The sequence below is a fragment of the Streptomyces sp. SM11 genome, from assembly GCF_002910905.1.
In the GTDB taxonomy this organism is placed as follows: Bacteria; Actinomycetota; Actinomycetes; order Streptomycetales; family Streptomycetaceae; genus Streptomyces.
Genome location: NZ_NEUE01000078.1, coordinates 1 through 21,980 on the forward strand (window position 1 = coordinate 1; position 21,980 = coordinate 21,980).

The window sequence follows — 21,980 nt, forward strand, 5'->3', positions numbered from 1 at the left end:
GGGGCGTCGCCGAGCGGCTGCGCCCGGTGCTCGCCTCGCTCGCGGACCCGGCGATGGGCGTGCCCGGCGACGGTCTGGAGCGGCTCTGGGTGAACGAGCTGCTGGGCGCGGCCGGCTCGGTCCTGGACGCCGCCGCGCGGGCCGTCCGGCACGGCGAACCCGTCCATCTCTCCGCTACCGACCTGGGTGTCCTGAAGACCCCAGACAACGACGTGATCCTCGTCGGCCCCGCCCGCCGCGCCGCCGACCGGCTCTCGGCCCTGCTCGACGACGTCCTGGAGATCGCGGAGGGCACCGGGACCGACAGCGGGGTCCCCTCCGACCTCGCCCCGGACACCCGGCACCGGCCCACCCTGGTGAAGCTGATCCCGGTGGTGCTGGCCTCGATGCGCCGCGAGCTGCACCACGGCTCACCGGTGATGCGCCATGCCATCCGGGTCGCGGTGGTCGCCGTCTGCGGGTACTTCGTGGGCGAGGCCGTGCCGCTCGGCCACGGCTACTGGGCGCCGATGACCGCCGTCATGGTGATGCGGCCCGAGTTCTCGCAGACGTACGCCCGTTCCGCGGGCCGCTTCGGCGGCACCCTGGTCGGTGTCGGGCTGGCCACCGCCGTCGTGCAGACCGCCCATCCCGACGCCCGGCTCTCCGCCCTGCTCGCGGTGGTCTGCGCCGGGCTGATGTACCTGCTGATGCGCACCGGCTACGCGGTCGGCCAGGTCTGTGTCGCCGCGTACGTCGTCTTCCTGCTCGGCATGGCCGGCGACGACTGGTCCCAGACCGTCACGGAACGCATCGTGCTGACGCTCGTCGGCGGGCTCCTCGCGATGATCTCGTACGCCGTCTACCCGGCCTGGGAGACCCCGCGGCTGCGCAACCGGCTGGCCGAGTGGCTGGTGGCGGACGGGCGGTACGCGGCCACGGTCGTCGACCGGTACGCGGACCCCGCCTCCCGGGGCGCCGATGACGTGCGGGACGCCCTGATCGCCACCCGGGAGGCCCGCGTGGCGTGGCAGGAGGCGCTGGCGACCGCCCAGCACGAACCCGTACGCCACCGGGGCATCTCCCGGGCCGCCGCCACCGACGCCCAGCACGCGCTGGCCCAGCTGGGCCGGTCCGCGATGGTCCTGGAGGCCCACCTGCCGGCCCGGTCTGCCGACCCGGTGCCCGGCGCCGCCCAGCTGGCCGAGGCGTTGCGCCGGGCCACCGAGAAGGGCGCCAAGGCGGTACGGGAGCGGCGGCTCCCGGACTGGCAGCCGGTGGTGGACGCGGTGGCCCACTGGGACATGCCCACACCGACGGAGGACGGCACGACACCGGTCGGTGACCCGGTCGTGCGCCGGGGCGCGGCGCTGCTCCTGGACGCGCTGGAGGAGTTCACCCGCGCCCTGGACGAGCGCGGCGGCTCCACCCGTGTCAGCAGCACGCTCGCCGGGAGCTGAGCGGCCCGCCGGCGTCCGGCCTCAGGGCGCGGGGACCTCGGGCAGGTCCGGGAGGTCGGGGAGCGAGGGCGTGCCGCTCGGCAGCTTGCCCGATTCGGCCTTGGCGAGGGTGTCCTTGATGCCGCCCTCCCACGAGACGACCAGCTTCGTGCCGTCGACGGAGTCGATCGCGCCCATCGTGCGGCCGGCGGAGCCGCCGGCGCACTTCAGCGCCAGCATCGGCTCGCCGCCCATGTCCTTCACGTCGCCCTGGCACACGGACCGGTCGGCGACGAGGGCGACCTTGCCGGCGGTGATGGACACGGTGACGCTCTTGCCGTCCGTCAGCCCCACCCAGGTGCCCTCCAGCGCGGCGGCGTCCGTGCCGCCGCTGCTGGCGGACTCCTCCGAGCCGTTGTCACCGCCGCTGCCGGGCTTCGCGCTCGCCGCGGAGTCCGCGCCGGAGTCCTTGCCCGCGTCGTCGCTGCCGCATGCCGTCAGCGCCAGTGCGGCGGCCAGACCGGCGACCACGGCGGCGCCGGTGCGTAGATGCCTGGTCACGTGGAGTTCCCCCTCGCTGTTCCTCCGGTCGAAAGACCGCGCCACGTTACCAAGGTCCGTGCGGATCAACTCCGGTGAGCGGGAGCGAAATAGGCGTGCCGTTCGTCTCCCTTCCGGAAGGGTGGGGCCGGGGCGGAAAAGCCTGTAGTCAAAGGAACACCCCGCGTGCACGTGCATCTGCTCATGCATTGGCATATGAACAGAGCTATGATCCGAGCTAGTTGACACTTGCACCTTGCAACTCGGGGAGCGTCCTGTGCACCACGTGTACAACGGCATGGCGGCCACAGAGCTTCACGGAGCCGTCTGGCAGAAGAGCAGGCACAGCAACTCCCAGGGATCCTGCGTGGAGTTCGCTCGGCTGCCCGGAGGGAATGTGGCGATGCGGAACTCCCGTCACCCCGACGGGCCCGCACTCGTCTATACGCCCGCGGAGATCGAGGCGCTGCTGCTGGGCGTCAAGGACGGCGAGTTCGACCATCTGGCCGCCGGCGCCTGATACGGCCGGACGGCCACCGGCGCCCGCCGCCGGGCCCGGCCCACGACGGGCCGGACCCGGGGTTCCTACGTATCCGGCTTCGTGTTCTCCGGCAGCCGGAAGAGGGCCCAGACGACCTTGCCGTACAACGGACCCGACGGCAGTTCCCCGAGCGGCACGGGGGAGGGGTGCCAGCCCCAGCTGTCGCTGACGCACTCCACCAGGAACAGCCCACGGCCGGATTCGGCCGAATCCGCGGCCTCGCCCGCCACCGGGCTCTCCCGGCTGGGGTCGCGCACCGCGCACACCAGGCGCGAGGTCCAGCGCATCAGATGCAGTCGCACCGGCGGGTCCTGGAACTCCCGGGGCGGATCGCCGGGCAGCGCGTGGCGCAGGGCGTTGGTGACGAGTTCGGACACCACCAGGGCGACATCGTCGAAACGGTCGCCCAGCTCCCATCGCTCCAGCGTCGAACGGGTGAACTTCCGTGCGCCGCCGACCGCTTCGTAGCGTGCGGGCAGAGCGCAGGACGCCGATCCGGCAACCCCTGAGGGGTCGGTGGGGGGAAGCCCCTGCCGTAACGGCTCGAGCATCGTCGATCCATTCGTCCCCATACGAGGCACTCCCGGGATTCGCGGCTGTAGCGGCACTGCCTGTAGCGGTACTGCGGGGGGTACAGCGGCACAACACGAGCACGCAGGTGCGCGAGGGCCATGGTTCCGAATGCGCAGGGCAGATGCAAGAGCAGATGCACGTGCACACGCCGGACCTGCCCGATACCGTGGTGGTTCCGGGGTATTTCTGCCCGGGGCCAGTTTCGGAGCTTCGTAAACGTCTTCCCATTTCCGTAATCGGATGAGTACGGGCTGGAGCGTTTTGGTGGCAGAATCCGGCACTCGGGGTTCCGGGGGGCTCCGGGTGCCAGGTAGGCGATGGGGAGGGTCGGACCAGTGTCGGCAGGCGAGTCGAGTGGATCGGTGGTGCGACGCATCCTCCTGGGCTCTCAGCTCAGGAGACTGCGGGAGTCGCGCGGCATCACCCGTGAGGCGGCCGGCTACTCGATCCGGGCCTCCGAATCGAAGATCAGCCGCATGGAGTTGGGACGGGTGAGCTTCAAGGCCAGGGACGTCGAGGACCTGCTCACGCTCTACGGAGTCGCGGACGAGGCGGAGCGGGAGTCCCTCCTCGGTCTGGCCCGCGAGGCCAACGTGGCGGGCTGGTGGCACAGTTACGGAGACGTGCTGCCCGGCTGGTTCCAGACGTACATCGGTCTGGAGGGCGCGGCCTCCCTCATCCGTATCTATGAAGTCCAGTTCGTGCACGGGCTGTTGCAGACCGAGGCGTATGCCCACGCCGTCGTCTCGCGCGGGATGCGAGGCGCCTCGCCCGCGGAGGTCGACCGCCGGGTCGCCCTGCGTCTGGAGCGCCAGAAGGCGCTCGTCTCGGAGCGCGCCCCGACGTTCCACGCCGTTCTCGACGAGGCGGCGCTGCGCCGCCCGTACGGCGAACGCGACGTCATGCGTGCCCAATTGCGGCATCTGATCGATATGTCGGAGCAGCCGAACATCACACTCCAGGTCATGCCCTTCAGTCACGGCGGTCATGCCGGTGAGAGCGGCTCTTTCACGATGCTGCGTTTCCCGGAATCCGATCTGTCGGACATTGTCTATTTGGAGCAGCTGACGAGTGCGCTCTATCTGGACAAGCCCGAGGAAGTCGCACAGTACGAAAAGGCCATAGCGGGCCTCGCCCAGGACAGTCCCGCACCGGAAGAGAGTCGGGATCTTCTGCGCGGTCTACTCCAACTGACGTAATTTCTCAGTACGATGACGTTGCATCAGGAGTCTGCGAACGCCTGCAGTAAGGGAATGCATGTCCTTCTTCCATGAACTGGCCCACCAGTACATCGACGGCGAGTGGCTGACTGGCAGCGGCTCGTGGGACATCATCGATTTCAATCCCTACAACGGCGAGAAACTCGCCGCCGTCACCGTGGCCACCGCGCTGGAGGTCGACCGGGCCTACCGGGCCGCCGAGCGGGCGCAGCAGGAGTGGGCCGGCGTCAACCCGTACGAGCGGCGTGCCGTCCTCGAACGCGCGCTCCACATCACCGGTGAGCGCGCCGAGGAGATCGCCGAGGCGATCATCGACGAACTGGGCGGCACCCGGCTGCGGGCCCAGTACGAGGTCCGCGGTGCGACGGAGTTCCTGCGCGAGGCGATCCACCAGGCGCTGCGGCCCACCGGGCGGCTGCTGCCCGCCGTGGGCGACGGCCGGGAGAACCGGCTCTACCGGCTGCCCGTCGGCGTCGTGGGCGTCATCAGCGCCTTCAACTTCCCTTTCCTGGTAACGATGAAGTCGGTGGCGCCCGCCCTGGCGCTCGGCAACGCGGTCGTCGTGAAGCCCCATCAGAACGCGCCCGTCGTGGGCGGCGGACTGATAGCGAAGACATTCGAGGACGCCGGGCTGCCCGCCGGGCTACTCAACGTCGTCATCACCGACAGCGCCGAGATCGGCGACGCGTTCATCGAGCACCCTGTGCCCAAGGTGATCTCGTTCACCGGCTCCGACCGGGTCGGCCGGCACATCGCCGCAACCGCGGCGGGCGCCTTCAAGCGGACCATCCTGGAACTGAGCGGCAACAGCGCCCTGGTGGTGCTGGAGGACGCCGATGTCGACTACGCGGTCCGGGCCGCCGTCTTCAGCCGCTTCCTGCACCAGGGGCAGGTCAGCATGGCGGCCAACCGGATCCTGGTGGACCGGTCGGTGGCGGTGGAGTTCACCGAGCGGTTCACCGCCGAGGTGGCCGCGCTCAGGACCGGGGACCCGAGGGACCCGGAGACCCGGATCGGGCCGGTCATCAACGCCTTCCAGGCCGACGCGCTGGACGCCCTCGTCGACCGGGCGGTCGCGGACGGCGCGACGGCCCTCGTGCGGGGCCGGACCGTCGGCAACGTCGTCGGGCCGACCGTCCTTACCGGGCTCGCGGAGGACTCCCCGCTGCTTCACCAGGAGATCCTCGGCCCGGTGGCCCTGCTGATGACGTTCGACGGCGAGGAGGAGGCCGCGCGGATCGTCAACGAGGGCCCGTACGGCCTCAGCGGCGCGGTGCACACCCGGGACGTGGAGCGCGGGGTGAAGTTCGCGCAGCGCATCGTCAGCGGGATGTTCCACGTCAACGACTCCACCGTGCAGGACGATCCGCTGGTCGCGTTCGGCGGCGAGAAGACCTCCGGGTTGGGGCGGCTGAACGGCGAGGCCGTGGTGGAGGCGTTCACCACGCAGAAGTGGATGTCGATCCAGCACGGCCGCTCGGTCTTCCCGTTCTGAGCGGGCCCTCGGCCCGCCTCGGTTTCGCTGCCCCTGGTGTTCACCTCCGTGGTCACGGCCCCGATGCTCCTGTTCGTGGCAGTGGCACACCGACCGGCCGTCCGCAAGCGGGCCCGCTACCCTAGTCAAAGTTGAATAGGAAGAAGGGTGTCATGTCCGCGATCCGGCTGCTGGTTCTCGGCGCCGTGCGTATGCACGGCCGCGCGCACGGCTATCAGGTCCGCAACGACCTGGAGTACTGGGGCGCGCACGAGTGGTCCAACGCCAAGCCCGGGTCGATCTACCACGCCCTGAAGCAGATGGCGAAGCAGGGACTGCTCCTCGCGCACGAGACGGCCCCCTCCACGGCGGGCGGCCCGCCGCGCACCGAGTACGAGCTCACGGACGAAGGGCTGGCGGAGTGCCGCAGCCTGCTGCGTGCGGCCATCCGCTCCTACGACCAGAACATGGACGTCCTCTCGGCGGCGATCGGGTTCATCGTCGACCTGCCCCGGGAGGAGGCGGTCGCGCTGCTCAAAGAGCGGATCGAGGGCATCGAGGAGTGGCGCAGGTCGGTCACCGAGTACTACACCCCCGAGGACGGCCCGGAATCCCTCGGCCACATCGGCGAGATCATGAACCTGTGGGTGCACTCGGCCGACAGTGGTGCGGAGTGGACCCGGGGCCTGATCGCCCGCATCGAGGGCGGCGCGTACACCTTCGCGGGCGAGGGTGACCCGTTCGTCGGGCTGCTCGCCGACGACGAGGAGAACCCGTACGCCACCGGTGTCCCCCATCCCGGGGATCGCGACTAATCAAGTTTGACGAATGCTGCGGCGGGGTTTATCTTCGATCCACTAGTCAAGTTTGACTACAAAGGGGTGGAAGGGTGACGGGGAACGTGACCGAAGCGATCGTCATGGACGGCGTGCACAAGCGGTACGGGGAGAAGCGCGCCCTGGACGGACTGGACCTGACCGTCGGCAGCGGAACGGTGCACGGAGTGCTCGGCCCCAACGGGGCGGGCAAGACCACCGCCGTGCGGATCATGTCGACGCTGCTGCGCCACGACGCGGGCCGGGTGACCGTGGCCGGCCTCGACGTCCGTGAGCGGGCGGGTGAGGTGCGGCGCCGGATCGGGCTGCTCGGGCAGCACGCGGCGGTGGACGAGCAGCTCGGCGGGCGGCAGAACCTGGAGATGTTCGGGCGGCTGTACCACCTGGGCGCACGCCGGGCGGGCAGCCGGGCGGACGAGCTGCTGGAGCGGTTCGGCCTCGCGGACACCGGGCGCAAGGCCGTCAAGCAGTACAGCGGCGGCATGCGCAGGCGCCTCGACCTGGCCGCGTCGCTGATCACCGACCCGGACGTGCTGTTCCTGGACGAGCCGACCACCGGCCTCGACCCGCGCGGCCGGACCGAGGTGTGGGACGCGGTGCGGTCCCTGGTCGGCGGTGGCGCCACGGTGCTGCTGACCACGCAGTATCTGGACGAGGCGGACCAGCTGGCCGACCGGATCTCCCTGGTCGACGGCGGCCGGGCGGTCGCCGAGGGCACCCCCGACGAGCTGAAGGCCCTCGTCGGCGGCGACCGGATCGACGTCGTCCTGCGCGACGCGTCCCGGCTGGTGGAGGCGGCCGCCCTGCTCGGCGGCCCGGACCTGACGGTGGACGCCGACCGGCGGCGGATCGGCGCGCCCGCCCCGGACCGGATGGCGGCCCTGACCCGGACGGTACGGGTGCTGGAGGAGGCGGGCATCGAGGCGGAGGACATCGCGGTGCGCCGCCCGACCCTGGACGAGGTGTTCCTGACCCTCACCGGGCAACCCGCCGGCGAACGGACCGTACAGAAGGCAGACAAGGCAGACAAGGCGGACCAGGCGGAGGTGGCGGCATGAGCGCGGCGACGGCGGCGGCGGTACCCGGCCGGAGCGGCGGCGAGCGCGGCGGCCCCGGGCCCGGCGGGGCGGGGGCTTCCTCGCGGATCGGCTGGGCGCTGACCGACTCCTGGACGATGACCCGCCGCGAACTGGCGCACTGGGCCCGGCAGCCGGTCGAGGTGCTCGTCGGCCTGGTCTTCCCGGTGATGCTGCTCCTGATGTTCACGTATCTGGCCGGCGGCGGCCGGGGCGTGGACGGCGACCCCACCGAGTTCCTGGTCCCCGGGATGCTCGCGCTGACCATGGTCTTCGGCCTGGAGGGCACGATGCTCGCGGTCACCCAGGACCTCGGCAAGGGCGTCATCGACCGCTTCCGCTCGATGCCGATGGCCCCGGGGGCCGTCCTGGTCGGCCGCAGCACCGCGGACATGCTCCAGTCGACGGCGGCGCTCGCGGTGATGACCGGGGTCGGGTACGCGGTCGGCTGGCGCTTGCACAACGGGGCCGCCGCCGCCCTGGGGGCGATGGGGCTGCTGCTCCTGCTGCGGTTCGCGATGCTCTGGGTCGGCATCCTGCTCGCCATGGTGGCGGGGCGGCCGGAGATGGTCTCGGCGGTCCAGATCCTCATCTGGCCGGTCGGCTTCCTCTCCAACGTGTTCGCCGCCCCCGGGTCGATGCCGGGCTGGCTGGGCGCGGTGGTCGAGTGGAACCCCATGTCGGCGACGGCCACCGCCGTACGGGAGTTGTTCGGCAACCCGGGCGGCGCGACCGGCTCCTGGGCCGCCGAGCACGCCCAACTTCTCGCGGTGCTCTGGCCGGTGGCCATCGTCGCGGTGTTCTTCCCGCTGGCGGTGGTGAAGTTCGCGCGGCTCAGCCGGTAGGAGCGGCGTGGTCAGTGGTGGAAGGCCGTCGGGGCCGACCGGTCGTGACTCAACGGATGCTTCTGGGCCCGCAGCTCGGGCAGCAGCAGCTTCAGGTCCTCGACCAGCAGCTCGGCCAGGTCGGAGGAGAACCCGTTGCGGCAGACCACTCGCAGCACCGACAGGTCCTGCCGGTTGGCGGGGAAGGTGTACGCGGGCACCAGCCAGCCGTGCTCCCGCAGCCGGCGCGACACGTCGAACACGTCGTACGCGTGGACGTCGCTGTTCGTCGTGAAGGCGAACACCGGCAGCTCGTCGCCCCGGGTGAGCAGCCGGAAGTCGCCCAGATCCTCCACCGCGCGGGCCAGCGCGCGGGCCACGTCCCGGGAGGCCTGCTGGACCGCCCGGTAGCCGTCGTGCCCGAGGCGCAGGAACGTGTAGTACTGCGCGACCACCTGCGCCCCGGGCCGGGAGAAGTTCAGCGCGAACGTCGGCATGTCGCCGCCCAGGTAGTTGACCCGGAAGACCAGCTCCTCCGGCAGCGCGTCCGCCGTCCGCCACAGCGCCCAGCCGACCCCCGGGTAGACGAGGCCGTACTTGTGGCCCGAGGTGTTGATCGACGCCACCCTCGGCAGCCGGAAGTCCCACACCAGGTCCGGGTCGAGGAAGGGCGCCACCATCGCGCCGGACGCCCCGTCCACGTGGACCGGGATGTCGAGGCCGGTGCGCTCCTGGAGGGCGTCGAGGGCCGCGCAGAGCTCGGCGACCGGCTCGTAGGACCCGTCGAAGGTGGAGCCGAGGATGCCGACGACCCCGATGGTGTTCTCGTCGCAGAGCTCGGCGGCGGCTTCCGGGTCCAGGTGGAACCGCTCGCCCTCCATCGGGACGAGCCGGGCCTCCACCTCCCAGAAGGTGCAGAACTTCTCCCAGCAGACCTGCACATTGACGCCCATCACCAGATTGGGCCGCGCCGTCGCCGGATAGCGGTCCGCGTTCCGCTTCGCCCAGCGCCGCTTCAGGGCGAGCCCCGCGAGCATGCACGCCTCGCTCGATCCGGTGGTCGAACACCCTACGGCCGCCCTCGGATCGGGCGCGTTCCACAGGTCGGCGAGCATCGCCACACAGCGCCGCTCCAGTTCGGCGGTGCGCGGGTACTCGTCCTTGTCGATCATGTTCTTGTCCCGGCACTCGCCCATCAGGACGTCGGCCTGCGGCTCCATCCAGGTGGTGACGAACGTGGCCAGGTTGAGCCGGGAGTTGCCGTCGAGCATCAGCTCGTCGTGGACCAGCCGGTACGCCGTCAGCGGCGGCAGCGGCCCGTCGGGCAGCCGGTGCCGGGGCGGCGCGGTGTTCATCGCGGCCGTCGGGTCCGCCTCGCCGAAGAACGGGTTCAGGGCGAGCCTGCGCCGCTCATCGGAGGGTTCGTCCTGTTCCGGATGGGCACCGCGGTGGAGCGGCATGGGGGAAGCCCCTCTCTCGGCCGACGCGGTCGGGACAGTATCGGTTCAAAGCGGTATGCAACCGAATGAAGCGTTACGTCAACGCATGAAGCCGACGATACGGATGCTCGCGGTGTCCCGCGCGCCGGGTCGAGCCGTCCCCGCCCCCGTAGCCCGTTCCCCGCAGCCGCCGGGCCGGGGCGGCCGGAGAATGAGGGGGAGCGGGCGACGGGGGCGCGGGGGGTTCGGAGACAGCCACCGGCTCACCACAGAGTCGGAAAACGGGCTAAAGCCCCATCGGCTACCCGGTGGCGCCGCATCACACCTTGCTGATCACCGCCGCCGTCCCGTACGCGCAGACCTCCGTCCCCACGTCCGCCGCCTCGGTGACGTCGAAGCGCATCATCAGGACCGCGTTGGCGCCCCGGGCCCGCGCCTGCTCCACCAGCCGCTCCATCGCCTGGTTGCGGGTCTCGACCAGGGTCTTGGTCAGCCCTTTCAGCTCGCCGCCGATCATCGACTTCAGCCCGGCGCCGATCTGGCTGCCGAGGTGGCGCGACCGCACGGTCAGCCCGAAGACCTCACCGATGACCTGCGTCACCTGATACCCCGGTACGTCGTTTGTGGTGACGACCAGCACGTCCGCCTGGGCGGTCTGCCCGCCGCCGAACTCCTCAATGCCCATGTTCGTGGCACCTCCTGCGATCAGCTTCGGCCTACTCCGCAGGATGCGCATTCCCGCTGTGCGCCACCGGAACCAAGGGCGTTCACCGGGCGTCGGTAGCTTCGGTTGCCGCGCGGCCCCCACCACACACGTCACCCTGGAGCCTGACCCTTGAATACGCTTGCCCTCGGCCCGAGCTGGCTGGACCCGGACTATCTGCTCAACACGTTCGGCCTCCCCGGCCTCCTCCTCATCGTGTTCGCCGAGTCCGGACTCCTGATCGGCTTCTTCCTGCCCGGCGACTCCCTGCTGTTCACCACAGGGCTGCTGGTCACCACCGGCCAGCTGAAGTATCCGCTCTGGCTCGTCTGCACTCTGATCGCCGTCGCCGCGATTCTCGGCGACCAGGTGGGCTATCTCTTCGGCCGCAAGGTCGGCCCGGCCCTCTTCAAGCGCCCGGACTCCCGTCTCTTCAAGCAGGAGAACGTGGAGAAGGCCCACGAGTTCTTCGAGAAGCACGGCCCGAAGTCCCTGGTCCTGGCACGCTTCGTGCCCATCGTCCGCACGTTCACGCCGATCATCGCGGGCGTCAGCCGGATGAACTACCGCCTGTTCGTCATCTACAACGTCGTCGGCGCGCTTCTGTGGGGCGTCGGCGTCACCGTGCTCGGCGCCGTGCTCGGCAAGATCGACTTCGTGCACGAGCACATCGAGAAGATCCTCGTCCTGATCGTGCTCATCTCCGTGGTGCCGATCGTGATCGAGGTCCTCCGGGCCCGCAGCGAGGGCAAGAAGGCCGCTGCCGCCGAGGCGGCGGCGGGCGGCGACGGCCCGCCGGCGGATGCCCTGCCCCACGGGCTCGTCGGGCCGGGCTCAGCCCCGCCTGGAGTCTGAGGCGGCCGGGCTCAGTCCCGCCCGGAGCCCGAGGGGACGCGCGCGTGCCGACCGCGCTTGGGTGCGGCGGCCGACGGCTCCGCCTTCTTGCCCTGAGCCCGGTGCTCCACCACCAGCACAGCGATCACCACGGCGGCGCCGAGCACGAACAGAGCGCAGGTCAGGCCGACCGAGCCGCTGGGGGCGAGGAGCCCGCGGTCATCGTCCTGCCAGGGCCACAGCGCGCGCAGTGAACCAGCCATCAGACCGGTCATCACGACCAGCGTCATGTGGTGGTAGTTCGCCAGCAGCCACTTCAGCAGCTTGACGAAGAGCGCGAGCCCCACCACACAGCCCAGCGCGAAGGCTGCGAGATAGCCGAAGTCACGCTCGTTGACGGCCTCGATCGTCGGCTCGTACAGGCCCATGGTCAGCAGCAGGAACGAGCCGGAGATACCGGGAAGGACCAGCGCGCAGATCGCGATCGAGCCGGCCAGCGCGACCACCACGGGGTGGGTCGGCATCTCGCCGGGCGGCAGCCCCGTCAGGGTGAAGGCGCCCAGCGCGACGACCACGCAGAGCGCGTAGTTCCCGACGGTCCAGCGCTTTCCCGAGCCTGAGTACGGCACCCACAGGGAGGCCAGCACCAGACCGAAGAACAGGGCGTACGCGAACTGGGGGTGCTCCTCGACCAGGGGCGCGATCAGCTTGGCCGCGAGCACCAGGGCCACCGCCATGCCCGCCAGGAGCGGAAGCAGCACCGTCCAGTCGACGTTCCTCAGCTCGGCCCTGGCGCGCGCGGTCCCCCGGCCGCGGGGCAGGTCGGACGCGCCCATGCGCAGCGCGCTGGTGATGTGACCGGCGCCGTCGATCAGCTTCTCGTACACGCCGGTGATCAGTGCGACGGTGCCGCCGCTGACGCCGGGGACGGCCTCCGCGGTGCCGATGAGAGCGCCACGGAAGGCGTTGAAGACGTGGTGGCCGGATGGCTTCGCCATGATCTCCTGTTTCGACTGTCGGCTCTCGGCCATGGTTCGGCTCTCGGCCTTGAGGGGAGCAGGCGACCATCCTAGGCGCCGCGCCGCAGTGGCCGTACGAGCAGGGGTCGGCAGGCGGAACGGACGGGACCGCTGCTTCCTCAGAACCCCCGGGTCCGCTTCGCCGCCCGCCGGCTCGCCCCACCGACCGCGCCCGGCACCCCCATGAACAGCCGGGAGATCTCGCTCCCCAGGTTCACCCCGATCGCGATGGCCAGCGCCGTCGCGACCGCCGTCGACAGCGAGGTGAGGCCCCGGTTCACTTCGTTCTGGGCCACGCCCAGCAGACCGAAGTACGTCGCCGAACCGGGCAGCAGCGGTCCGATCGCCGCTGTGATGTACGGCAGCGAGGACGTGTACCGGTAGCGCGAGAACAACTGGCCGAACAGCCCCACCAGCCCGGCCGCCACAGCCGTCGCCGCGACCGGCGAGATGTCCCCGGTCCGGGCCATCGCCCCGAAGACGATCCAGGCCACGCCCCCGTTGAGGGTGACCGCCAGCACGGTGGACCGCTCCTGCTGGAGCAGCACCGCGAAGGCCAGGCTCAGCGTCATCGACACCAGGATCTGAAGGGCCGGCCGGTCGTTGGGGATGAACTTGGCCTCGGGGTTGAGCTGGGCCCCCAACTGCACCCCGAGGTACAGGATGATCAGCACGCCCGCGACGATCCCGATGAAGAAGTACATGACCTCCAGGAGCCGGGCCGAGGCGGTGATGTAGTAACCGGTCAGCCCGTCCTGCACCCCTGCCACCAGCGCCCGCCCCGGCAGCAGCGCGAACAGCCCACCGGTGATCACCGCGGACGGGCGGATGTCCGTCAGATGGGTCAGTGTCAGCGCCACCCCCATCGCGGCGGGCGGCATCGCGGCCACCGTGAACTGGTAGAACTCCGGCAGCCCGCGCCCGGCGCACAGCCACGCGAGCCGGTCGCCGAGCATCGCGCCCGCCGCCGCCACGACGAACACCAGCGCGCCACCGCCGACCAGCACGGAGGCCGAACCGGCCAGCAGCCCGGCCGCCGCCGTCAGCACCCAGCCCGGGTACGGGTGGCGATTGCGGCGGATCTCCGCGAGCCGCCGGTACGCCTCCTCCAGCGAGACCTCGGTGTCCGTGCTGGTGATGTCGTCGACCAGCCGGAACACGGCCGCCAGCCGGGTGTAGTCGGTGCCCCGGCGGCGTACGGTACGGCTCGCCGTCACCGGGTCGTCGACCAGCGACGGCTGGTGCGAGATGGACAACAGCGTGAACGTGACCGTCGGCTCGCTCCGGTCGAGCCCGTAGGACCGGGTCACCGCGAACATCGCCGCCTCGACGTCCTCGGCGCCCTCGCCACCCGCCAGCAGCAGCTCCCCGATACGCAGCGTCAGGTCGAGCACGCGCGGCACGGCGGGACCCGTGTCGTCGTCGGTGTGCTGGATGGTGTCCGGCGCCGGGCGCTCGGTCACCGGCATCCGCAGCATCGTGCGCATCCGGTCCTGCCAGGGCGCCTCCTTGGTCAGCCTGACCATCGGACTGCCCTGCGCCGGGGTGAACGCGGGAGGCGCCTGCTGGGCCTTGTACGTGCTCGGCGGGGTGAAAGCGGAACTCAACGTGTCGGAGTTCGTACCGCCCCCGGAGCCGCTGCCCGACGGGGCCGGAACGCCCGGTTCCTGGTGCACACCGGTCGGCAGCGCGAACTCGGACGTCGGATGGTCCTCCTCGGGCGGCGACGCCGGATGGCTCGTCCCCGCGGGCGGGGCGAAAGCGCTCCGCGCCTCGTCGGACTGGGGCTTCTGGTCCTCAGGACCGCCCGATTCCGCCACTGCTCGACCTCGTTCCTCCTCGACCGCATGTCCCTGGGCCTGTGTCCCGTCGCACGCCTGCCCAGTATGGCCACCGGCATGGGCCCGGGCGCGCAGAAGTGCGGACAGCGGAACGGGCGGCACACCCGTGAAGGTGTACCGCCCGTTCCGAGACGGCCGTCCGGCTCACGAACGGAACCGGAAGAAGGACGTCAGTGCGCGCCACCCTGTGCCTCAAGACGCTTGTACGAGGCCTCGATCTCGGCCTCCGCCTCGGTACGGCCGACCCAGTCGGCGCCCTCGACGGACTTGCCCGGCTCCAGGTCCTTGTAGACCTCGAAGAAGTGCTGGATCTCCAGGCGGTCGAACTCCGACACGTGGTGGATGTCGCGCAGGTGCTCCACCCGCGGGTCGGACGCCGGGACGCAGAGCAGCTTGTCGTCGCCGCCCGCCTCGTCGGTCATCCGGAACATGCCGATGGCACGGCACTTGATGAGGCATCCGGGGAAGGTCGGCTCGTCCAGAATGACCAGCGCGTCCAGCGGGTCGCCGTCCTCGCCGAGGGTGTTCTCGACGAAGCCGTAGTCGGCCGGGTAGCTGGTCGAGGTGAAGAGTCGACGGTCCAGGCGGATCCGACCGGTCTCGTGGTCCACCTCGTACTTGTTCCGCGAACCCTTCGGGATCTCGATGGTGACGTCGAACTCCACGGGTGGCTCCTCCATGATCAACACATACGACTGGTGATTAAGTGTCCCCCACGCAGAAGAGTGCTCGCGAAAGGGGCTGGTCAACGGTGGCCGAGCCGGTGGAAAGACCGTCCATGCGCCCGTCGGACCCGTGGGGCAGGCTGAAGGCCCGAAAAAGCGGACGCAACGGGTCCTGCACCTGGCAGCTCATCGCAGGCTCCGCCACGCTCGGCCTGGTCGTCGCCGCCGGCGCCGTCCTCGCCGCCGGCCCCTGGGACAACGGTCAGCGTAAGGCCGAGCGGGCACTGGCAGTCGCCGCGGACCGAACAGGTGGCGCACATCACGGGCGGCCGACGTCCGACGGCCCCCGCCCGGCCCCCAGCGCCCCGGCGGTCCTGCCCGCGCTCGGCACCACCACCCACGACGCCCCCCAGGACGCCGCCGCGCTCCGCGACACCCTCGCCCCGCTCATCGGCGTGCCCGCACTCGGCAGCAGGGCCGCCGCGTCCGTCGTCGACACCGCCACCGGCGAGCAGCTGTACGGAACCGGCGCCACCGCTCCGATGACCCCGGCCTCCACGATCAAGATCGCCACCACCGTCGCCGCGCTCTCCGCCCTGGGCCCCGACCACCGCATCGCCACCACCGTCGCGCTGTCCCCCGACTCCCGCACCCTCGCGCTCGTCGGCGGCGGCGACCCCACGCTCAGCGAGGCGGCCCTGCGCTCGATGGCCGCCGACGCCGCCGACGCCCTGCGCGAGGAGAGCAGGACCTCCGTAAGCCTCACGTACGACACCTCCCGCTACACCGGCCCCGTGCTCCACCCGATCGGCCCCAACGAGAACATCGCCCCCGTCACCGCCCTGATGGTCAACGAGGGCCGCCTGAACGACACGGACCGCGGCCACGCACGGCGCACCGATGACCCGGCCGGAGACGCCGCCCGCGCCTTCGCCGCCCAACTGCGGAAGGCAGGCGTCGAGGTCACCGGCGAGCCCCGCGAGGCCCGCCCGGCGGACAAGGCCCGTACCGTCGCCACCCACCGCTCCGCGCCGCTCTCCGCCCTCGTCGAGCGCACCCTCACCAACAGCGACAACGACATCGCCGAGGCCCTCGCCCGGCAGACCGCCATCGCCAAGGGGGAGAGCGCCGACTTCGCCGGAGCCCGTCGCGCCGTCACCAACGAACTGAGGAAGCTCGAAGTCCCGGTGGCCGGGGCCCATCTCGCGGACGGCAGCGGCCTGGACCGGAACGACCGGGTCACCCCCGCCCTGCTCACCGCCCTCCTCGCCCGCGCCGCCGACCCCGACCGCCCCGGACTGCGCCCCGTCCTCACCGGCCTCCCGGTCGCCGGATTCAGCGGCACCCTCGGCGGCCGCTACCAGGAGGACTCCGAGGGCACCGGCCTGATCCGCGCCAAGACCGGCACCCTCACCGGTGTCAACTCCCTCGCCGGAACCGTCGTCGACCCGCAGGGCCGGCTCCTCGCCTTCGCCTTCCTCGCCTCCGGCACCGACTCCGCACCCGACGCCGAAGCCGCCCTCGACGCCCTGGCCACCGCCCTGGCCGGCCCGGCCCGCTGAGCGACCCCCGGCACCCGGCACCCGAAGAGCGGTGCAAGACCCCACCACCGGGCGACGGGCTCACGTACGGTTGACGCATGACGAGCATCGGTGGTGCCGAGATGGTCGACTGGAATCTCGCGGTGGCGACCGCGACCCGGCTCGTACGGCCCGGGCCCGACATCAGCCGCGAGGAGGCCCGCGCCGTCGTCGCGGAGCTCCGGCGGCACGCCAGGGCCTCGGAGGAACACGTCCGGCTCTTCACCCGGATGATCCCCGAGGGGGCCGAACCCGAGGACACCCCCGTCCTCGTCGTCGACCGGGCCGGCTGGATCAAGGCCAACGTCGCCGGCTTCCGCGAACTGCTGCGCCCCCTGCTCGCCAAGATGGAGAGCCGTCGCTCCGGCGGACCCGGCGGCGTCGTCCTCGGCGCGGTCGGCGGCAAGGTCACCGGCGTCGAGCTGGGCATGCTGCTCTCGTTCCTCGCCTCCCGGGTGCTCGGCCAGTACGAGACGTTCGCCCCGGCCACCAGAGACCTCCCCGCCTCCGCCGACGGCGGCGGCCGCCTGCTCCTCGTCGCCCCCAACATCGTCCACGTCGAACGCGAACTGGACGTCGACCCGCACGACTTCCGGCTCTGGGTCGCCCTCCACGAGGAGACCCACCGCACCCAGTTCACCGGCGTTCCCTGGCTCCGCGACCACCTCCAGGGCGAGATCCAGACGTTCCTCGACGAGGCCGACGTCGACCCGATGACCTTCGTGGAGCGGCTCCGCGAGGCCGCCCAGTCCCTCTCCGGCGCCGGACGCCCCGAGGGCGAACAGGGCGAGGACGGCGGCCGCAGCCTCGTCGACATCGTCCAGACCCCTGCCCAGCGCGAGGTGCTCGGCCGCCTCACCGCCGTCATGTCCCTCCTGGAGGGACACGCGGACTACGTGATGGACGGCGTGGGCCCCGAGGTCGTCGGCTCCGTCGCCGAGATCCGGGAGAAGTTCCAGCGGCGCCGGGCCCAGGGCGCCGGCCGCCTCGACCAGGCCCTGCGCAAGCTCCTCGGCCTGGACGCCAAGCTCCGGCAGTACAAGGACGGCGAGAAGTTCGTACGATCGGTCGTCGAAGAGGTCGGCATGGACGGCTTCAACCGCGTCTGGACCTCACCGAACACCCTCCCGACCAAGGCCGAGATCGCCAAGCCCGCCGACTGGGTCGCGCGGGTGCACCGTAAGGCCGAATCCTGACCGTCAGGCGGCCCGTGGACGGATATTGGCCCTCCAATCACCCATCCGAGGGACCATAGGTGCATGGGAAGGCGTGCAATGCTCGATGAACAGCTCACCTCTGTCACCATCGACGCACTCTGAGTGACGGGACTCACGCGTTCCGGCGCTCGGCGCTCCTCCCGAACTCCACGAAGGGCACCGGACATGGGTCCCCATCCTGCGGTCGCGGCGATACGCCTGGCGGTCCGCCGCGTACTCCACGACGTACTCACCGAATTCCACCGTTACGCCGACCACGACCGGCCCGCCGAAGCGGCGAGGCGCCCCGCGCACTCCGCCCGCTCCCGCTACGCCGAGGCCGGCGCCGTGGGCAGGCCGGCTCTCCCCGAACGACCCGCGCTCCCCGAACGGCCCGACACCCCGCTCGTGCTCGTCGCCTGCTCCGGCGGCGCCGACTCCATGGCGCTCGCCTCCGCGCTCGCCTTCGAGGCCCGCAAACTCGCCGTCCGGGCCGGCGGCATCACCGTCGACCACAACCTCCAGCCGGGATCCGGTCTCCGCGCCGCCGAGGTCGTCACCCGGCTCACCGCCATGGACCTCGACCCCGTCGAGGCCGTCGCCGTTCACGTCGGACGCGAGGGCGGCCCCGAGGCCGCCGCCCGCGACGCCCGCTACGCCGCGCTGGACGCCGCCGCCGAACGCCACGGCGCCGCCGCCGTCCTGCTCGGCCACACCCGCGACGACCAGGCCGAGACCGTCCTCCTCGGCCTCGCCCGCGGCTCCGGCATCCGCTCGCTCTCCGGCATGGCCGCCGCCTCCGGACCGGCCGGCCGCTACCGCCGTCCCTTCCTCCAGCTCGACCGGCAGACCGCCCGTAAGGCCTGCCTGGTCCAGTCCCTGCCCGTCTGGGACGACCCGCACAACATCGACCCCGCCTACACCCGCTCCCGGCTCCGCCACGAAGGCCTGCCCGCCCTGGAGAAGGCGCTCGGTAAAGGCGTCGTCGAAGCCCTCGCCCGCACCGCCCAGCTCTCCCGCGACGACGCCGACGCCCTGGACACCTGGGCCGCCGAGGCCGAGCTGTCCGTACGCGACGACACCGGCCGCCTGGATTGCGCCAAGCTCTACGTCCTGCCGCCCGCGGTACGCCGCCGGGTGCTGCGCCGCGCGCTGATCGAGGCCGGGGCGCCCGCCGGCTCCCTCTTCGCCCGGCACCTCGAAGAAGTCGACCGCCTGATCACCGGCTGGCGCGGCCAGCGGGCCATCAACCTGCCCGGCCGCGTCGAGGCGATGCGACAGGGTGGCAGACTGGTCATTCGGCAGAGCTGACGCGCAAGCGGCTGAAGTGCAGGCGAACAGCCGGCCCGGCCCGGGGCGCTTTCCCGGGCCGGCAGGCAGAGAAAGAGACGTGGGTGAACGAGAAGGACATGGGTACCGACCTTCAGTCGGTGCTCCTCACCAAGGAAGAGATCGACGCGAAGCTCGTCGAGCTGGCCGCGAAGATCGACGCGGAGTACGCGGGCAAGGACCTGCTCATCGTCGGCGTCCTCAAGGGCGCGGTGATGGTCATGGCGGACCTGGCGCGCGCGCTGTCCACCCCCGTCACGATGGACTGGATGGCCGTCTCCTCGTACGGAGCGGGCACACAGTCCTCGGGTGTGGTCCGGATCCTCAAGGACCTCGACACCGACATCAAGGGCAAGCACGTCCTGATCGTCGAGGACATCATCGACTCCGGGCTGACGCTGTCCTGGCTGCTGTCCAACCTGGGCTCCCGGGAGCCAGCCTCGCTGGAGGTCTGCACCCTGCTGCGCAAGCCGGATGCCGCGAAGGTCGCGATCGATGTGAAGTGGATCGGTTTCGACATCCCCAACGAGTTCGTCGTCGGCTACGGGCTGGACTACGCGGAGAAGTACCGCAACCTGCCCTTCGTCGGCACGCTCGCCCCGCACGTCTACGGAGGCTGACCCCGGCCGACCCGCTGGGGAACCCTCGCTGCCTTCGGGCCGTTGGAGCTTCGAAAGCAGGTTTCTCCGCCGCACCCGGCAGCCGCGGGTGACGATGCTGGGGTACCGTCCGAAGAACAGTCTTTTCAAACAGCAGCATTTACCTACGGGCAGGAGGGACGGGGCGTCTTCGCTCCGTATGGATGGACGTGAAGCGATACTTCCGTGGGCCGGTCATGTGGATCGTGCTGGCCGTCCTCGCCGTGGTCGTGTTGATGCAGGTCGTCGGCTCGTCGGGCGGCCACAAGACGGTGGACACCAGCAAGGTGATCCAGGCGATCAGTAAGAACCAGGTGGAAGAGGCCAGCCTCACCACCGGTGACGAACAAATCCTCAAGATCCAGCTGAAGGACGGCCAGAAGCTCGAAGGTGAGTCCGGCAGCAAGTTCCAGGCGAGCTACATCGGCAACCAGGGCGTCGAGCTCGCCGACACGCTGCAGCAGAAGTTCGAGTCGGGTGACATCGAGAAGGGTTACACCGTCTCGCCGTCGAAGCAGTCCCCGTTCGTCTCGATCCTCCTCTCGCTGCTGCCCTTCGTCCTCATTGTGGTCGTCTTCCTGTTTCTGATGAATCAGATGCAGGGCGGCGGTTCCAAGGTCATGCAGTTCGGCAAGTCCAAGGCCAAGCTGATCACCAAGGACACCCCCAAGACGACCTTCTCCGATGTGGCGGGATCCGACGAGGCGGTCGAGGAGCTCCACGAGATCAAGGAGTTCCTCCAGGAGCCGGCGAAGTTCCAGGCCGTCGGCGCCAAGATCCCCAAGGGCGTCCTGCTCTACGGGCCGCCCGGTACGGGCAAGACGCTGCTCGCACGCGCCGTCGCCGGCGAAGCGGGCGTGCCGTTCTACTCGATCTCCGGTTCCGACTTCGTCGAGATGTTCGTCGGCGTCGGCGCCTCCCGAGTGCGCGACCTCTTCGAGCAGGCCAAGGCGAACGCCCCGGCGATCGTCTTCGTCGACGAGATCGACGCCGTCGGCCGCCACCGCGGCGCCGGCATGGGTGGCGGTCACGACGAGCGCGAGCAGACGCTCAACCAGCTGCTCGTCGAGATGGACGGGTTCGACGTGAAGGGCGGCGTCATCCTGATCGCCGCCACGAACCGCCCGGACATCCTCGACCCTGCGCTGCTGCGCCCGGGACGCTTCGACCGGCAGATCGCGGTCGACCGCCCGGACATGCAGGGCCGCCTGGAGATCCTCAAGGTGCACCAGAAGGGCAAGCCCGTGGCGGAGGGCGTCGACCTCGGCGCCGTCGCCCGACGCACGCCCGGCTTCACCGGTGCCGACCTGTCGAACGTGCTCAACGAGGCCGCGCTCCTGACGGCGCGCAGCAACAGGAAGCTCATCGACAACGAGATGCTCGACGAGGCCATCGACCGCGTCGTGGCGGGCCCGCAGAAGCGGACCCGGATCATGTCCGAGAAGGAAAAGAAGATCACCGCGTACCACGAGGGCGGACACGCCCTGGTCGCGGCGGCCTCCCCGCAGTCGGACCCGGTCCACAAGATCACTATCCTTTCCCGCGGTCGCGCCCTCGGTTACACGATGGTGCTCCCGGAGGAGGACAAGTACTCCACGACCCGCAACGAGATGCTCGACCAGCTTGCGTACATGCTGGGCGGGCGGGCGGCCGAGGAGCTGGTCTTCCACGACCCGACCACCGGCGCCGCGAACGACATCGAGAAGGCCACGGCAACGGCCCGCGCGATGGTCACGCAGTACGGCATGACGGAGCGGCTCGGCGCGATCAAGTTCGGCGGCGACAACTCGGAGCCCTTCCTGGGCCGTGAGATGGGCCACCAGCGCGACTACTCGGAAGAGGTCGCGGCACTGGTCGACGAGGAGGTCAAGAAGCTCATCGAGACCGCCCACAACGACGCGTGGGAGATCCTCGTCGAGAACCGTGACATCCTCGACGCCCTGGTGCTCGAACTCCTGGAGAAGGAGACGCTGGGCAAGGACGAGATCGCGGAGATCTTCGCCCCGCTCGTCCGGCGCCCCGCCCGCCCGGCGTGGACCGGATCCGCCCGACGCACCCCGTCGACGCGGCCCCCGGTGCTCTCTCCCAAGGAGCTGGCCCTCACCAACGGCGCATCGATCGCCAACGGTTCGGCCACTCCGCCGGAGATCGCCCCGACGGACCTGACGAAGGACATCGCCCCGTCCACCGAGGCGATCCCCGAGGAGCGTCCCGAGAGCTAGCCCCGGACCGAC

Annotated in this window: 20 protein-coding genes; 13 read left to right on the forward strand and 7 right to left on the reverse strand. The window is 70.7% G+C overall.

Features of this window, described 5'->3' with window-relative positions; translation table 11 throughout:
- Positions 1-1,439: FUSC family protein (locus tag B9S58_RS04715; RefSeq protein ID WP_103530869.1), on the forward strand; the 1,439-nt coding region annotated here is incomplete at its 5' end.
- A 21-nt stretch (positions 1,440-1,460) separates the two neighbouring features.
- Here B9S58_RS04715 and B9S58_RS04720 read toward each other — a convergent pair.
- Complete coding sequence (locus B9S58_RS04720) at positions 1,461-1,979, reverse strand: hypothetical protein (protein WP_103530870.1); 519 nt, start codon at positions 1,977-1,979, stop codon at positions 1,461-1,463.
- A gap of 256 nt (positions 1,980-2,235) precedes the next feature.
- Between B9S58_RS04720 and B9S58_RS04725 the strand changes: the two genes are divergently transcribed.
- Entirely contained in the window at positions 2,236-2,478 is a 243-nt protein-coding gene (locus B9S58_RS04725) for a DUF397 domain-containing protein (RefSeq protein ID WP_103530871.1), read from the forward strand.
- Between the two features lie 65 nt (positions 2,479-2,543).
- Here B9S58_RS04725 and B9S58_RS04730 read toward each other — a convergent pair whose 3' ends face one another.
- Positions 2,544-3,050, reverse strand: a complete 507-nt coding sequence (locus B9S58_RS04730) for an ATP-binding protein (protein ID WP_103530872.1) — start codon at positions 3,048-3,050, stop codon at positions 2,544-2,546.
- A 357-nt stretch (positions 3,051-3,407) separates the two neighbouring features.
- Here B9S58_RS04730 and B9S58_RS04735 point away from each other — a divergent pair, with 357 nt between their 5' ends.
- The 5 genes from B9S58_RS04735 (at position 3,408) to B9S58_RS04755 (ending at position 8,523) form a co-directional block, all read left to right on the forward strand.
- On the forward strand, positions 3,408-4,271 hold the full coding sequence (locus tag B9S58_RS04735; protein ID WP_103530873.1) for a helix-turn-helix transcriptional regulator: 864 nt from the start codon (positions 3,408-3,410) through the stop codon (positions 4,269-4,271).
- 58 nt (positions 4,272-4,329) lie between these two features.
- On the forward strand, positions 4,330-5,787 hold the full coding sequence (locus tag B9S58_RS04740; protein ID WP_103530874.1) for an aldehyde dehydrogenase family protein: 1,458 nt from the start codon (positions 4,330-4,332) through the stop codon (positions 5,785-5,787).
- 152 nt (positions 5,788-5,939) lie between these two features.
- Positions 5,940-6,581, forward strand: a complete 642-nt coding sequence (locus B9S58_RS04745; protein WP_103530875.1) for a PadR family transcriptional regulator — start codon at positions 5,940-5,942, stop codon at positions 6,579-6,581.
- An 86-nt stretch (positions 6,582-6,667) separates the two neighbouring features.
- The gene (locus B9S58_RS04750; protein ID WP_103530896.1) at positions 6,668-7,660 is read left to right on the forward strand and encodes an ATP-binding cassette domain-containing protein; all 993 of its coding nucleotides are present in this window, start codon (positions 6,668-6,670) and stop codon (positions 7,658-7,660) included.
- Complete coding sequence (locus B9S58_RS04755; protein WP_181009186.1) at positions 7,657-8,523, forward strand: ABC transporter permease; 867 nt, start codon at positions 7,657-7,659, stop codon at positions 8,521-8,523. The genes B9S58_RS04750 and B9S58_RS04755 overlap by 4 nt, the downstream gene beginning before the upstream one ends.
- A gap of 11 nt (positions 8,524-8,534) precedes the next feature.
- Here the strand turns inward: B9S58_RS04755 and B9S58_RS04760 are convergent, their stop codons facing one another.
- Together B9S58_RS04760 and B9S58_RS04765 are read right to left on the reverse strand one after the other, a co-directional pair.
- Complete coding sequence (locus B9S58_RS04760) at positions 8,535-9,962, reverse strand: glutamate decarboxylase (RefSeq protein ID WP_103530876.1); 1,428 nt, start codon at positions 9,960-9,962, stop codon at positions 8,535-8,537.
- A 298-nt stretch (positions 9,963-10,260) separates the two neighbouring features.
- Positions 10,261-10,626, reverse strand: a complete 366-nt coding sequence (locus B9S58_RS04765) for a YbjQ family protein (RefSeq protein WP_019762066.1) — start codon at positions 10,624-10,626, stop codon at positions 10,261-10,263.
- 150 nt (positions 10,627-10,776) lie between these two features.
- On the opposite strand from B9S58_RS04765, the gene B9S58_RS04770 reads away from it, so the two are divergent.
- Positions 10,777-11,499 (forward strand): DedA family protein, encoded by a 723-nt coding sequence (locus B9S58_RS04770; protein ID WP_103530877.1) that lies wholly within the window; start codon positions 10,777-10,779, stop codon positions 11,497-11,499.
- Positions 11,500-11,510: 11 nt separating this feature from the next.
- Here B9S58_RS04770 and B9S58_RS04775 read toward each other — a convergent pair whose 3' ends face one another.
- From B9S58_RS04775 to B9S58_RS04785, 3 genes are all read right to left on the reverse strand, one after another.
- Complete coding sequence (locus B9S58_RS04775; protein ID WP_103530898.1) at positions 11,511-12,476, reverse strand: DUF368 domain-containing protein; 966 nt, start codon at positions 12,474-12,476, stop codon at positions 11,511-11,513.
- A 140-nt stretch (positions 12,477-12,616) separates the two neighbouring features.
- Positions 12,617-14,317 (reverse strand): threonine/serine exporter ThrE family protein, encoded by a 1,701-nt coding sequence (locus B9S58_RS04780; RefSeq protein WP_103530878.1) that lies wholly within the window; start codon positions 14,315-14,317, stop codon positions 12,617-12,619.
- Positions 14,318-14,508: 191 nt separating this feature from the next.
- Complete coding sequence (locus B9S58_RS04785; RefSeq protein ID WP_018959738.1) at positions 14,509-15,003, reverse strand: inorganic diphosphatase; 495 nt, start codon at positions 15,001-15,003, stop codon at positions 14,509-14,511.
- A gap of 113 nt (positions 15,004-15,116) precedes the next feature.
- On the opposite strand from B9S58_RS04785, the gene dacB reads away from it, so the two are divergent.
- From dacB to ftsH, 5 genes are all read left to right on the forward strand, one after another.
- Positions 15,117-16,565, forward strand: a complete 1,449-nt coding sequence (gene dacB, locus B9S58_RS04790) for a D-alanyl-D-alanine carboxypeptidase/D-alanyl-D-alanine-endopeptidase (protein ID WP_103530879.1) — start codon at positions 15,117-15,119, stop codon at positions 16,563-16,565.
- Positions 16,566-16,642: 77 nt separating this feature from the next.
- On the forward strand, positions 16,643-17,779 hold the full coding sequence (locus B9S58_RS04795) for a zinc-dependent metalloprotease (protein WP_103530880.1): 1,137 nt from the start codon (positions 16,643-16,645) through the stop codon (positions 17,777-17,779).
- Between the two features lie 186 nt (positions 17,780-17,965).
- The gene (gene tilS / locus B9S58_RS04800) at positions 17,966-19,090 is read left to right on the forward strand and encodes a tRNA lysidine(34) synthetase TilS (protein WP_103530881.1); all 1,125 of its coding nucleotides are present in this window, start codon (positions 17,966-17,968) and stop codon (positions 19,088-19,090) included.
- Positions 19,091-19,188: 98 nt separating this feature from the next.
- Positions 19,189-19,728, forward strand: a complete 540-nt coding sequence (gene hpt / locus B9S58_RS04805) for a hypoxanthine phosphoribosyltransferase (protein ID WP_003968263.1) — start codon at positions 19,189-19,191, stop codon at positions 19,726-19,728.
- Positions 19,729-19,910: 182 nt separating this feature from the next.
- On the forward strand, positions 19,911-21,968 hold the full coding sequence (ftsH, locus tag B9S58_RS04810; protein WP_103530882.1) for an ATP-dependent zinc metalloprotease FtsH: 2,058 nt from the start codon (positions 19,911-19,913) through the stop codon (positions 21,966-21,968).
- The last annotated feature ends 12 nt before the right edge of the window (positions 21,969-21,980 follow it).

Bases quoted from the DNA above. Each gene is read 5' to 3' on its own strand.
- B9S58_RS04765 (WP_019762066.1), bottom strand. From the start codon at position 10,626: ATGGGCATTGAGGAGTTCGGCGGCGGGCAGACCGCCCAGGCGGACGTG.
- hpt (WP_003968263.1), top strand. From the start codon at position 19,189: ATGGGTACCGACCTTCAGTCGGTGCTCCTCACCAAGGAAGAGATCGAC.
- B9S58_RS04775 (WP_103530898.1), bottom strand. From the start codon at position 12,476: ATGGCGAAGCCATCCGGCCACCACGTCTTCAACGCCTTCCGTGGCGCT.
- B9S58_RS04760 (WP_103530876.1), bottom strand. From the start codon at position 9,962: ATGCCGCTCCACCGCGGTGCCCATCCGGAACAGGACGAACCCTCCGAT.
- B9S58_RS04795 (WP_103530880.1), top strand. From the start codon at position 16,643: ATGACGAGCATCGGTGGTGCCGAGATGGTCGACTGGAATCTCGCGGTG.
- tilS (WP_103530881.1), top strand. From the start codon at position 17,966: ATGGGTCCCCATCCTGCGGTCGCGGCGATACGCCTGGCGGTCCGCCGC.
- ftsH (WP_103530882.1), top strand. From the start codon at position 19,911: ATGGACGTGAAGCGATACTTCCGTGGGCCGGTCATGTGGATCGTGCTG.
- B9S58_RS04740 (WP_103530874.1), top strand. From the start codon at position 4,330: ATGTCCTTCTTCCATGAACTGGCCCACCAGTACATCGACGGCGAGTGG.
- dacB (WP_103530879.1), top strand. From the start codon at position 15,117: ATGCGCCCGTCGGACCCGTGGGGCAGGCTGAAGGCCCGAAAAAGCGGA.
- B9S58_RS04730 (WP_103530872.1), bottom strand. From the start codon at position 3,050: ATGCTCGAGCCGTTACGGCAGGGGCTTCCCCCCACCGACCCCTCAGGG.
- B9S58_RS04755 (WP_181009186.1), top strand. From the start codon at position 7,657: ATGAGCGCGGCGACGGCGGCGGCGGTACCCGGCCGGAGCGGCGGCGAG.
- B9S58_RS04745 (WP_103530875.1), top strand. From the start codon at position 5,940: ATGTCCGCGATCCGGCTGCTGGTTCTCGGCGCCGTGCGTATGCACGGC.